Raw genomic sequence first — 11995 nt, forward strand, 5'->3', positions numbered from 1 at the left:
CCTCCTCAGATGCGTTCGGAGCCAGAACGGGTCACTCAGAATTTGTTCGCCGGACGCTCGTCCACTGGAATCGGGATGAGGCTGTCGTGCTTGCGGCACGAGATCCTATCGACCTTGCGGCTCTCACCCTTGATCAGGTCCATGGCGCCAGTCTTTCGATTGACCAGGAAATAGCCACTGACATCGGCAGCGTCCGCGAGGTGGTGAGTCGCATTCTGGCGCAATGGGCAGAGGCTGGTCTGGTCGAGCTACGTCGTGGCGCGGTCGAGATCATTGACAGAGGCAGCTTGGCCTCTGCCGGTAGACGGTGACTGCTGCACTCCAATGGTTCGGTGTCCGCTTCGGGGCAGAAGGTCAAGGTCCGTTACCCATCCCGAGCCGAAATTGCCGGACGGCCGACGAATGGCCGCTTTCGGGAAGCGCTGATGGCGATCCTTATGACTGTGTTGGGTCGAGGCTGTGTGAAAACGTGGAAGCGATAGAAGGATCTCCCCTTCGAACACCGTCAGTAGTGCTGAAACCGGCGCCCTAATTGCATCAGAACGGTGGTCTGGTAGGCTGGAATGCCTGCCACCAAGAGGATTCTTCTACGATTTCGGAACGGGGCCGCGTTTTCACACAGCCTGGGTCGGGACCCGCCGGTCCACTAAACGGCTGGGTTGGGTGGATTTCTGGCCGTCCGTTCTTGGGCGATGCTCCGATTAAAGCAGACCCTACGGTACGACCGGACTCGCGCATGGATCTTCCACCGCAGTTCGAGCCGCACCATCGCTGTAACGAAACCGTAATCTGCAGCTCACAGCCAACGTGCCCTCCTCATCCAGCAAAGGGCTGCGGATCAGGTCGGGACCAGCCGAGAGGCGTTGACACGATACAAGACATGACACTATCGAAGTTACATGAGGCGGGACAGCCGATTGTCGGGCGTGCTCCACGTCCTCCTTCACATGGCCGAGTTCGAGACGCCGGTGACATCCGAGCGGCTCGCCATGGTGATGCAGACCAATCCGGTCGTGGTTCGTCGCATCATGGGCGGCTTGCGCGACCTCAGCCTCGTAACATCAGAAAAGGGACACGGAGGAGGATGGAGCCTCTCCTGTGACCTCGACCGCATCACCCTGCACGATGTCTATCTTGCCCTTGGAGCGCCCGAGATCTTCGCGATGGGGCATCGCAACGCATTCCCGGCGTGCCTTGTCGAGCAGGCCGTAAACGCAGCGCTCGCGACCGCCTTCGAGGACGCCGAGCGCTTGCTGCTCGCGCGCCTAGGCGACGTGACCCTCGGGCAGCTCAGCGTCGATTTCCATGCCCGGCTTTCGAAGCGTGAAACCAACCGAAAGGAAGCCCGTCCCGATGGCGCGTAGCGGCCAAGACCAGCCCCTTGATTTCATCGCTGTCTTCGACGATCCGGCGGCCGCCGCGAAGTACCACGAAGGACCACGCCGCTTCGTTCCCGGCTTCGAGGCCCTTCATAGAATGACCGCCATCCTCCTCGCCGAGGGAACCCGACATGACGCACATGTCCTGGTGCTCGGCACCGGCGGTGGCTTGGAGCTACGGGCCCTTGCCGAGGCCCAACCGGAATGGACCTTCGTCGGCGTCGATCCCGCGAAGGAGATGCTTCTGCAGGCCGAGCGGACGCTCGGTCCCCTGATGGAACGGGTGACCCTGGTCCAGGGCTACATCGACGACGCCCCGGCCGGTCCCTTTGATGCGGCCACCTGCCTTCTCACGCTCCACTTCCTCGAAGGCGTCGAACGGCAGGCAACGGTTCGGAGTATCCATCAGCGGCTGAGGTCGCGCGCTCCGTTCGTCGCCGCGCACACGAGCTTTCCGCAGGAGCAGGGTGAGCGGGAGCGCTGGTTGGGTCGCTACGAAGCGTACGCGCTCGCATCGGGGGCCGAACCGGAAACGGCACGGAAGGCTCGCTTGGCCGTCGATGCGAGCCTGCCTGCCCTGAGCCCCGGGGACGATGCCGCCATCCTAAGGGAAGGTGGTTTCACGGACGTTGCCCTGTTCTACGCCGCCTTCACCTGGCGGGGCTGGATCGCGCGGGCGTAGGGAACGGCGCCCGATGCTGCGCGACGACCGCTCCTGCTCCGAAGCCGCCGGGGAAAACCAGGTTGAACCTGAAACCGGCGTCGCAGCCAATGCCGGTGAACGGGAATGCCTGCCATAGGGATCATGCTTCCGTTTGGGTCCGTCCGGCACCATGCGTCGTCCCGCCGGCACTAAGGGGCCCGGGCGCGCCTTCGGCTTGGCTCGGCCGCGGATGCGGAGTCGGTCACCTGCTGCATCCGGCGCGGAAGTTCGCGAGCGAGGGCCGTGCGGCGGTACGGCGTCATCTTACGCCAAGCCCTCACCTCCGGAAGCGTACGACCGCAGCCCAGGCACCACCCGGTCTTCCCATCGAACTGACAGAGACCGATGCATGGATCATCCTTCATGGTCGGTGCCTTCACCTTGCCGAGGGAACCAAGTCTCGACGGCGGGTCGCCCCGCACCTGCTTCGATGAGCAAAGCTCCATAGTTTCATCGACTCCTAACCCGCAACCGGGGAGTTTGGTCCGACGTCGACCCCTCGGATGGGAGCGGCCTCGTCAGGGTGGTAAGGCTCGTTGGATGATGGACGAGACGACGGCGGCCAGGACCGTCAGGAGAGCAGTCGATAGCTGCTACGCACGCGGCCTCAACCTCACGCCGCTGCGGCGCCGGGTCCTGGAGGTCGTTGCCTCAGCCCCCACGCCGGTGTCAGCCATCGCAATCGCCGAGCGGCTCTCTGATCCGACCAGACACCTCGCTCCACAGGCGGTGTACCCGACGCTGGACTTCCTGATGGAAGCGGCGCTCGTGCGACACGTCGGTCTGCGCAAGGCCTACGTCTGCTGTGATCCGCAAACCGCCGGCGATTGCGCCATCCTCCTCGTCTGTACGGCCTGCGATTGCGTGAGTGAGATCGCCGCCGAGCCGCTCCGAGCCTGCATCAATCGAACAGCGTCCCTGCGAAGGTTCGTTTCCGGGAGACGCCCGATGGAAATCGAAGGGCTTTGCTCGGCCTGTCAGGGATGACGGCATCGGAACAGGACATCAGTCGCATGTTGCAACAGTGTAACGTTGCGACGCATTCGGCCCGACTGTGGATGAACCTGGTTGCGGGCCAGGGGCCTACCAAGGCAGGTGTAATAGTATAACGCTCGGTCGGATTACCCATGTCGCTCACGCTTCGCGCTCGGCTCGCAGCCGGTACAACCCTGGCCTCGCTGTCTTTGCTTCTTCCGGCAGGCACCGCGACGGCCCAGCAGTCCGTGGCCCTGGAGGAGCTCAGCGTCACCTCGCCGAGCCCCATCCAGCCCGTTCGCGGGAGCGGTGGCGCATCGTCCGGGTCCGGCGCCACGTTCCCCGTAGGCGTGCTCCCGGTGGTGACCAACACCTTCTCGCCGGTCACCGTGGTGACGCAGCAGCAGATCGCGCGCGAGCAGCCACGCACCCTCGGGGACGCCCTGTTCGACCGCCCCGGCATTTCCTCCTCGACCTACGCGCCGGGGGCGGCCAGCCGGCCGATCATCCGCGGCCTCGACAATGCCCGCGTGCGCATCCAGGAGAACGGCGTCATCAACAATGGCGTGTCGGACCTGGGCGAGGACCACACCGTCCCGGTCAATCCGCTGGTGAGCGACCGCATCGAGGTGATCCGCGGACCCGCCACTCTGCGCTACGGCTCGGGCGCCATCGGCGGCGTCGTCTCCGCGGAGAACAACCGGGTTCCGACCTTCATCCCGGCGAACGGCGTCTCCGGACAGGTCACGACGGGCTTCTCCAGCGTCGATAACGGGCGGCTCGGCGCCGCGACGGTCGACGCCGGCAAGGACGGCATCGCGGTCCACGCCGACGGCTTCAAGACCGCCACTGACAGCTACGCCATTCCGGGCGGCATCCAGCGCAACTCGGCCACCGAGTCGCAAGGCGGCTCGGTCGGCATCTCGGCCATCGGCGACCGCGGCTTCATCGGCATCTCCTTCAGCCACTACGATGCGCTCTACCAGATCCCCGGCGGCGAGGCGGCCGAGAGCCGGACCCGCCTCGACCCGCGCCAGGACCGGGTTGTCGCCCGCGGCGAGTACCGTCCGCTGGACGGCCCTCTGGAGGTGATCCGCTTCTGGGCCGGCGGCTCGGTCTACCGGCACGACGAGATCGGCATCGGCGAGGACGGCATCGACGGCATCCAGGCGACCTTCAAGAGCCGGGAGGTCGAGGGGCGCATCGAGGCCCAGCACGTCCCGGTCTTCACCCCCCTCGGCACGCTGACGGGCGCCCTTGGCGTGCAGAGCGGCCGACGCGTGCTCAACACCCAGGGCGAGAGCTTCCTGCCGCCGACCGAGTCGCGCTTCAACGCCGTCTACCTCTTCGAGCAGCTGGAGGTGGGAGGAGGACTTCGCTTCCAGGCGGCCGGACGCATCGAGGGCGCGCGCTCATCGAGCACGGCGGTACAGTTTCCGAGCGACTACCTGCCCATCGAAGGCCAGGACCCGGTCTCATTCGGCCTGAAACGCCGGTTCGCCCCGAAGAGCGCCAGTTTCGGCGCCCTGCAGGACCTGCCCTACGGGTTCGTTGCCAGCGTGAACGGGTCCTACGTGGAGCGGGCCCCCACGGCCTATGAGTTGTTCTCACAGGGGCCGCACGACGCCACCGAGACCTTCGAGATCGGTGATCCCCGCCTGAAGCTGGAGCGGGCCCGCACGGTTGAGATGAGCATCCGCCGGGCGCAGGGGCCGCTGCGCCTCGACGCGACGGGCTACTACACCCGCTACACCGGCTTCATCTACAAGCGCGACACGGGCAACCGCTGCGGCGACGACTTCGCCTCCTGCGGCAGCGGCGATGAGCTGCGCCAGATCGTCTATTCGCAGCAGAACGCCACCTTTTACGGTGCGGAGATCGCCGCGCAGCTCGACGTGATCCCGGTGGGCAACGGTTGGGCCGGCATCGAGGCGCAGTACGACTTCGTCCGGGCGCAGTTCGATGACGGCTCCTACGTGCCGCGCATCCCGCCCCATCGCCTCGGCGGCGGTGTGTTCCTGGCGACCGATGGCTGGTTCGCCCGGGTGAACCTGCTGCACGCTTTCGACCATGTCGAGATCGCGCCGTTCGAGACGTTCACGCCTGGCTGGAACGACCTGCGCGCCGAGGTGAGCTACACCAAGGCCGTCGATCCGGCGATCTACGGTGCGAGCGAGTTCACGCTCGGCCTGCAGGGGCGCAACCTCCTGGACGACGACATCCGCAACTCGGCCTCGTTCAAGAAGGATGAGATCCTGCTGCCTGGCCGCAACGTGCGCCTGTTCTTGACGGCGCGCTTCTAAGAAGACCGGCGCCGCCTCCAAGAACTTTCAGGTGGAGGCGGCCCGGTGGATCAACCGTGGCAGGCGCAGCCGGCATGGTTGCAGCCGGCATGCCCCTTGTGCCCGTCGGCGCACTCGTCACAGCAATAAGCCTTCTCGTCGCGCTTCACCGCCTTGGTCAGCGAGACTACGCAGACACAATCCTGGCAGGCGCACTTCACCATCTCGACATCGACGCTGGTCATGGGTTCTCTCCTTCAAATCCGGTTTGATCCCCACCGTCATTGGTGCAGGGGGCGTGGGAATGCTCGTGCGGCTCGGTGAAGTGAGCGACCATGTTCCGCAGCACGTCACGGACGTGGTCGTCGTCAATCGCATAGGCCACGTGACGTCCATGGCGAGTCGCACGCAATAGGCGCGCGGTCCGCAGGAGACGAAGGTGATGCGAGGTCAGCGACTGAGAGAGGCTCAAGCGTGCACCGAGCGCACCCACCTCCATGGGCTCGTCCAGGCAAGCAAGCACGATCCGCAAACGGTTCGGCTCGCCGAGCAGCTTGAAAACCTCGGCGATGTCCCTGACCTGATCCTGCGAGAGATGCTGCACTCCTACCCTCAATACATGAGCATGTGTTCATGTATTGCTGATCAGCGGCGCGACGTCAATCCAGTTCAACGAACCTGCCGCGAAGCGACCTGCCAATCGCTCCGCAGTCCCTGCAGGCCAGTCGAGTAGATACCCACATCACGAAGACCGCAGGCATCGACCGCGGCACTTGGCAAGATAGGAGAGAAAGCGTGGCGCGACCTGACCTAGAGGCTGTTATGAACTGGCCGCGAGTTGAGCGGCTTGTTTGAGCATGAGGCAGACGAAGGCGACGATGTGGAGATCTGCGAGCGTACTGGGATAGCGCTCGTAGTCCTTGACGAGGCGTCGGAAGCGGGTCGCCCAGGCGAAGGAGCGCTCCACCACCCAGCGCCGCGGCAGCAGGACGAAGCCGCGCTTGGCCTCGGGCAGTCTGACGACCTCCAGTTCGATGCCGTGCTCGCGGGCGGACTGGGCCGGTTTCTCACCGGTGTACCCCTGGTCGACGTAGGCCAGGTCGATGCTGTCGCCGGTGGCGGCCTGCACGGCTTGCGCCAGACGCCCGACCTGGGCGCGATCGTCGGCGTCGGCGGGCGTGACGTGCAGGGCCAGGAGGTGGCCGAGCGTATCGACGGCCAGGTGGACTTTCGAGCCCTTCTTGCGCTTGGCGCCATCGTAGCCAGCCCGCTCGCCGCTCTCGGGCGTCGAACGCAAGGTCCGACTGTCGAGGATCGCCGCGCTGGGCTCAGGCGAACGTCCGGAGGCCAGACGCAGCAGCGCGCGGAGGTCGTCAGCCAGTTGCTCGAAGCAGCCGGCCGCCAGCCAACGCTGGGCCTGCTGATAGACGGCTTCCCAGGGTGGCAGGTCATTGGGCATCCACCGCCACGGTGCGCCTGTCTTCACGACGTAGCGCAGGCCGTTGAACACCTCGCGCAAGCTATGCTCGCGCTGTCTCGCATCCTCGCGCAGCAGCGTCAGGTAAGGGGCGACCAGCGCCCACTCATCATCGGAGACATCGGATGGGTAGGATCTGCGCGAAGAGGTCATGCCCCTTCATCTGGAATCCTCGAACAACGGGTCCATAACAGCCTCTAGGCACGAAGCGGATCTGCCCGACGACGGGCAAGAAGTTCTACGATCTCGGCAAGGACCCCGTCATCTCGCCCTACTCAGGCGAGGTGGTCCCGCCCACGGTCGCGGCGTCGCTTGGCAGGGGGGGCGCTCCGGTCGTCGCGCGCAAGGAAGCCCCGTCCGAGGACGAGGACGAAGCCGAGGGTCCGGAGCTGGTTTCCCTGGACGAGGTCGAAGCCGAGGAGGCCGACAAGGATACCGATGCCGAGGGGGATGACGCCCTGGACATCGAGGACGCCGATGACGTGTCCGAGGATGACACCCTCGTCGTCGACGAGGACGACGACGACACGGACAGCCTCGTCGAGGTCGAGCCGGACGAAGACGAGTAGCGTCCTCCGGGCCGAACCAGCCACGGGATGGCGCGCATGGCTCTCCCGTGGCTTGCACGCCGAGGCGCCCGGCTAGGATCTGGTGGGCTTCGACATCAGCAGGGCCGACCGGACGGCCATGCGTCGTGCCGGCTCGCTGGCCTCGGCATCCATCATCGTCCGATAAGCATGGCCGTGCCTCGCGACGGATGCAGCCAGGTCGACGACGAGACCGTGACCGATCCGGTAGTCCCTGGTCGACGGCTCGGAGAGGTAGGTGTCGACCGCGGCCACCAAGTCCTCAATCGCGATCCGCTCTTCCGTTACCAGATCCCACAGCGTGTCGTTCTTCGACATCGCGTGGCCTGAACCCCGCGATCTGCCGGGGGCAAATGGGCAATCGATGTTTGCGACGTGCCCTGACGTTTCGTTCGGGGTCGTCCTGTGGCGCATCGGTTTGCGGTGCCTCCAGCGGCGTACCATCGACCCCGATGCATCCGACCAGCGACCGATCAGAGGCAGGCTCAGCCAACGATGTAATGTTATTGCGTTGCGTGACTTGGAGCCTTAGAGATTGTCACTCTGCCGCTGTCAACCGTCACGGTCATGCGCGAATATCCCCCACAGGTCGGCCAGCCCCGATCAGCGTCATCGCCGGATCTGAGCTTCTACGAGATCCCCCCCGGTGGCTCGGACTACGGAGACAGGGTGTCCTCGCTGATCGCTCGTCTCGTCCCGGGCTACGGTACAGTTTCCGAGGTCGGGTCGGCGTCTGGGGAGCTCTGCCGTACCCTTCGCAATCGGTCGGCCGGCACGGATGCCGAGGCTGGTTCTGACAGCGACTTGGTGCTGACGTGCGTGGACGACGTTGCCCGGTTCGACGCGCGAAAGCTCCTGTCGCACTGTCTCGTCTCCGCTCGGCGCGCCGTCGTCTGGGTCGTGCCTGCCGATGACGGCACGAGGCTCCTGGGACCGACCCTGGCGGGCTGCCTGCCGCGTGCATGGGTCGAGGAGTTGGAGAGCCGTCCCCTCTCTCTCGAAACCCTCTACGCGACCGTCTGCCAGGATTGCCCACCGAGCATCGTCACGAGCACGGCTTGGTCCATGCCCTTGGTGATCCATGACCTCGGGGCCTTCACGACCGACCTGACCTATCGCCTGGGATGGTCCGGGAGCCCGCGGGAAGCGGATCTCCATGTGCACCTGAATCAGGTTGCCAGTGCCCACCCCTTCGGGCACGCCATACCCGTGTCGAGGCGGTCCGCCGTCCTTGCCTGGATGCTCCAGTGAACGCCGAACCATTACGAGTCATCTACCGGCCCCCGAAGCGAACGTCCGACGAGCTTACAGGTAGCTTAGGCCCGGCCAGGCGGCGCGGCGTTTAAGGCCGCCCATCCAGCGGCAGGCAAGCCAGAGCGGCGGAACCAGGACGGCGGCGATCACCCAGATCTGCACCGGGGCTCCCGCCTCGATCCGGCCGGAAGGGCCGGCAAGGCCGAGCGCCAAGGCGCCGTCATTGAGCAGGCGCAGCAGCCAGAGATGCGCAAGGTAGAAGAACAGCGGCGTCCCCCCGAAGGTGCGCAGGACCCCGAGGCTTCGCGCCGGCACCGCCTCGAACAGGGCGAGGAGCCCGAGGCCGAGGGCCGACGTCAGTAGCAGGAAGTCGGCCGAGGGCGGGTACTTGGTCAGGTTGACGAAGGAGAGCGCGGTCATGAGGGACGTCGCCCCCGTCTGCCACGGCACCGGCTCGCCGTAGCCATTGAGGCTCCGCAGGATCAGGAAGGCGGCCAGCGCCGCGCCGCTCAGCGTCAGGAGCCCGGAGCGGCGGGTGCCCGGCGCGACCTGCCCGGCAAAGAGCGGCCCGAGAGCGTAGCCCGCCGCGATCACGCCGAACCAGGGCAGCACCGGGTAGGAGGTCCGCGCCACGCCCCAGGGCAGTTCGAGGAAGCCGCGCTGGTGAAGGATCAACCAGAGGACGTAGCCGGTGTCGCCGGGTTGGAGCACGAGCCCGTCGAACAGGTTGTGGCCGAGCATCACCGCCAGGGCGAAGAGCACAGTCAATCCGCCGGAGCCAGATTCTTGAAACATTGTAACGTTACATCCACGCACTGGCCTGGCTGGCGCTCGCTGGCCCATCGGAGGGAGGTTGCGTGAAAGCAGCGAGATGTCCGACTGGCCGTTCGTTCGAACGGAATCCGCAAATGACAGTCGGATACCGCAAGGGGTCCTGCCGGAGTACAGGGAGGCTCGGCCTATCAAAAAGAAAGCCTCATGCCACCGACGAAGTTGCGCGGGGTCCCGGCGAACACCGATCCCGTTGTCCCAGACAGGACGCTAGCCCCGTTCTGCAGCCCGGTCGTCGCGCTGATTGAGTTCGCCAGGTTCTGAGCCGAGGCGACGTAGGTCTTGTCGAAGACGTTGCGGGCCTCGAAGAAGAGGTTCAGTCGTTTCGCGTAGCCGCCGGCTAGCTCCGTGGCGTAGTGCAGGTTCAGGTTGACGATGGTGTAGCCCGGCGCCCTGAGCTGGTTGGCGTTGTCGATGAAGAAGTCGTCCTGGAACACCGTCTCGACGTAGGCTCCCAGGCCTGCCAGCGGTCCGGTCAGTTGGTCGTAACCCACGCGGGCGAGGAGCTGGTTGGCCGGCACGCCGGGGATCTTGTTGCCGGCCCGGTCGAACTGCGCGGTACGTGTCCCGGCACTGAGTTGCTCGACGTACCGGGTGTAGATCTGGTCGTCGTAGGTGTAGGCCGCCGTCGCCTTCCAACCGGGGGCGAACGCCCAGCTTGCGCCGACCTCGATGCCACGGTGCTCCGAGGCGGGTGCGTTGAAGGTGTAGCTCAGGAGACCAGCTCCTGGCGATTGCGAGATCAACTCGTTGCGGAAGAACTCGTAGAAGCCCGTCACGCTGAGGCGGACGTTCTCGGTCGGGGTCCAGTCCGCACCGAGATCGAACCCAAGGTTCTCCTGGGTCTGAAGCTGGGTGTTGCTGCCGGGCACGCCGGCGGGCGTGATGAACAGGTTGCCGGCGGTGGGAGTGCTGTAGCCGGTCGCGACCCGCCCGCGGAACTGCCACGCCTCGCTCGGTCGGTAGAGCAGCGAGAGCTCAGGGGCGACGTTGAGGAAGCTGCGGTCCACGTTCGCCAGCGTCGTGGTCGTGCTCGTGGCCGTGTAGCTGTAGGTCATGTTGCGCCCTTTGATCGTGGTGTTCTCGGCGCTGATGCCAGCCACCGCGATCCACTGGTCGCTGAGTTGGACCTCGGCGCGGGCTCGGCCTCCCAGATTGGCCTGCGTCGCCTCCTGATCGGCGGTCAGGGCCCCGAGGCGCGGTCCGCCGTAGGGCGCGCGATTGTAGGTCAGCTGATTGGTGTTCAGGGTGTTGTAGGCCAGCGCGACGTATCCGGTCGCCGGCAGGCCGAAGAGGTCACCGCGCCGGGTCAGGTCGGTGAGGAAGTTGAAGCCCGGGAAGTCGCCTCGGGAGGACGTCGTGTAGAAGGGCTGGTTGATGTTGCGGTCATCGAACACGAGCTGCGTGCGCCAGGTCGTGAACGCGTCGAGGTCGTGTTCCCAGTGGCCGCCAATGATGGTGCGACGGTCCCCGCGCAGGAAGCTGCCCTCATTGGCCGTGACCGGCACGGTCGCGCCATTCCGGCCATTGCGGAGGAGGTTGTAGGTCACGCAGCCGGGGGCGGCGTTCAGCGCCGTGGCACAGCCACGCTGGAAGGGATTGATCGCGAACTGGTCGAGCGAGGCACGTCCGGGGAGGTTGGTAAACACCTCGTTGTTGATGATCTTGAGCGTGAAGCGATTGTCCGGAGTCGGCGTGTAGGTGCCCAGGAAATTGATGGTCTGGGTGTCGAAGGCATTGTGGCTGAGGAAGCCGTTGCCGCGCGTGTCGCTGGTGAACAGGCTGTACTCGAAGGGGCCGCTGACACCGCCGAAGGTGGCGTAGTTGTTAAGGTAGCCGAAGCTGCCGGCGTCGACGCCGTACTCGACCCCGTTGATCTCGGATCCACGCCGGGTGACGAAGTTGAGGGCTCCGCCGGTCGCGTAGTTGCCGAAGAAGGCCGATTGCGGTCCCCGGAACACGTCGATGCGGCCGTAGGCGCGGGGGTCCGTCAGGTCGAAGCGCGAAGTCCCGTCCGCCTGCGTGACGGGAAAGCCGTCCTCCAGCACGACCATGTTGCGGTTCACGCCGGTCGAGCGGGCGTTGTTGCCCCGGATCGAGATGACGATGTCGCGCGGGCCATTGCCCTGGCGGACGGTGACCCCGGGGCTGTTGCGGAGCACGTCGGCGACGGTGGTTGCCGCCCGGTTCTCGATGACGCCCTCTCGCCCGATGCTGGTGACGACCTCGCCGACGGGACGGTCCAGGGGCGTCGGTGCGGCGGCACCGGTAGGCGCGATGGCGGTCCGGCCACTCCCCTGACCGGCGCCGCCGCCCTGGCCCTCGATGGAAAGCTCTTCGAGGGTCACGGCCTGACCCGTGGCCTGGGCCTGCGCCATCGTAATCGCGAAAGGGCTTGCGCCGAGAAGAAGGGCCAGCGTGCGCATAGGCCGGCAAATGCTTGAAGACGGGAACATGGTGGAAGCTCGACTGATCGGGGAGGAAGTCGCGCAGGGTTGCTGCGGCAA

13 protein-coding genes and 1 pseudogene are annotated in these 11995 nt (G+C 65.8%); 7 read left to right on the top strand and 7 right to left on the bottom strand.

Annotated elements, in window-relative coordinates; translation table 11 throughout:
- Positions 1-203: 203 nt before the first annotated feature.
- From OF380_RS12165 to OF380_RS12175, 3 genes are all read left to right on the top strand, one after another.
- Positions 204-311, top strand: a complete 108-nt coding sequence (locus tag OF380_RS12165) for a hypothetical protein (protein WP_244477241.1) — start codon at positions 204-206, stop codon at positions 309-311.
- Positions 312-899: 588 nt separating this feature from the next.
- Complete coding sequence (locus tag OF380_RS12170) at positions 900-1364, top strand: Rrf2 family transcriptional regulator (protein ID WP_264051014.1); 465 nt, start codon at positions 900-902, stop codon at positions 1362-1364.
- Complete coding sequence (locus tag OF380_RS12175) at positions 1354-2061, top strand: class I SAM-dependent methyltransferase (protein WP_264051015.1); 708 nt, start codon at positions 1354-1356, stop codon at positions 2059-2061. Before OF380_RS12170 ends, OF380_RS12175 begins: the two co-directional genes overlap by 11 nt.
- A gap of 170 nt (positions 2062-2231) precedes the next feature.
- On the opposite strand, the gene OF380_RS12180 is transcribed toward OF380_RS12175, so the two are convergent.
- The gene (locus OF380_RS12180; protein ID WP_318784632.1) at positions 2232-2528 is read right to left on the bottom strand and encodes a DUF1289 domain-containing protein; all 297 of its coding nucleotides are present in this window, start codon (positions 2526-2528) and stop codon (positions 2232-2234) included.
- 94 nt (positions 2529-2622) lie between these two features.
- Between OF380_RS12180 and OF380_RS12185 the strand changes: the two genes are divergently transcribed.
- Together OF380_RS12185 and OF380_RS12190 are read left to right on the top strand one after the other, a co-directional pair.
- Entirely contained in the window at positions 2623-3069 is a 447-nt protein-coding gene (locus tag OF380_RS12185; RefSeq protein ID WP_264051017.1) for a Fur family transcriptional regulator, read from the top strand.
- A 140-nt stretch (positions 3070-3209) separates the two neighbouring features.
- On the top strand, positions 3210-5360 hold the full coding sequence (locus OF380_RS12190) for a TonB-dependent receptor (protein ID WP_264051018.1): 2151 nt from the start codon (positions 3210-3212) through the stop codon (positions 5358-5360).
- Between the two features lie 50 nt (positions 5361-5410).
- Here OF380_RS12190 and OF380_RS12195 read toward each other — a convergent pair whose 3' ends face one another.
- From OF380_RS12195 to OF380_RS12205, 3 genes are all read right to left on the bottom strand, one after another.
- Positions 5411-5584, bottom strand: a complete 174-nt coding sequence (locus OF380_RS12195; protein WP_264051019.1) for a metallothionein — start codon at positions 5582-5584, stop codon at positions 5411-5413.
- Positions 5581-5943 carry an ArsR/SmtB family transcription factor gene (locus OF380_RS12200; RefSeq protein ID WP_264051020.1) on the bottom strand — a complete coding sequence of 121 codons (363 nt, stop codon included), beginning with the start codon at positions 5941-5943 and terminating at the stop codon, positions 5581-5583. The genes OF380_RS12195 and OF380_RS12200 overlap by 4 nt, the downstream gene beginning before the upstream one ends.
- Positions 5944-6159: 216 nt before the next feature.
- Complete coding sequence (locus tag OF380_RS12205; RefSeq protein ID WP_264048435.1) at positions 6160-6969, bottom strand: IS5 family transposase; 810 nt, start codon at positions 6967-6969, stop codon at positions 6160-6162.
- Between the two features lie 59 nt (positions 6970-7028).
- Here OF380_RS12205 and OF380_RS12210 point away from each other — a divergent pair, with 59 nt between their 5' ends.
- Positions 7029-7385: a TIGR02300 family protein gene (locus tag OF380_RS12210; RefSeq protein WP_264051303.1), complete on the top strand. Its 357-nt coding sequence runs from the start codon at positions 7029-7031 to the stop codon at positions 7383-7385.
- A 72-nt stretch (positions 7386-7457) separates the two neighbouring features.
- Here OF380_RS12210 and OF380_RS12215 read toward each other — a convergent pair whose 3' ends face one another.
- Entirely contained in the window at positions 7458-7721 is a 264-nt protein-coding gene (locus tag OF380_RS12215) for a hypothetical protein (RefSeq protein WP_264051022.1), read from the bottom strand.
- Between the two features lie 501 nt (positions 7722-8222).
- On the opposite strand from OF380_RS12215, the gene OF380_RS12220 reads away from it, so the two are divergent.
- Positions 8223-8654, top strand: a complete 432-nt coding sequence (locus OF380_RS12220; protein WP_264051023.1) for a hypothetical protein — start codon at positions 8223-8225, stop codon at positions 8652-8654.
- 54 nt (positions 8655-8708) lie between these two features.
- On the opposite strand, the pseudogene OF380_RS12225 reads toward OF380_RS12220, so the two are convergent.
- Both OF380_RS12225 and OF380_RS12230 read right to left on the bottom strand, forming a co-directional pair.
- A pseudogene (locus OF380_RS12225) lies at positions 8709-9410 on the bottom strand (hypothetical protein); the annotation flags it as partial.
- Between the two features lie 209 nt (positions 9411-9619).
- Positions 9620-11866, bottom strand: a complete 2247-nt coding sequence (locus tag OF380_RS12230; protein ID WP_264051024.1) for a TonB-dependent receptor family protein — start codon at positions 11864-11866, stop codon at positions 9620-9622.
- Positions 11867-11995: the final 129 nt, after the last annotated feature.

It is taken from the genome of Methylobacterium sp. FF17 (assembly GCF_025813715.1).
Lineage (GTDB): Bacteria > Pseudomonadota > Alphaproteobacteria > Rhizobiales > Beijerinckiaceae > Methylobacterium > Methylobacterium flocculans.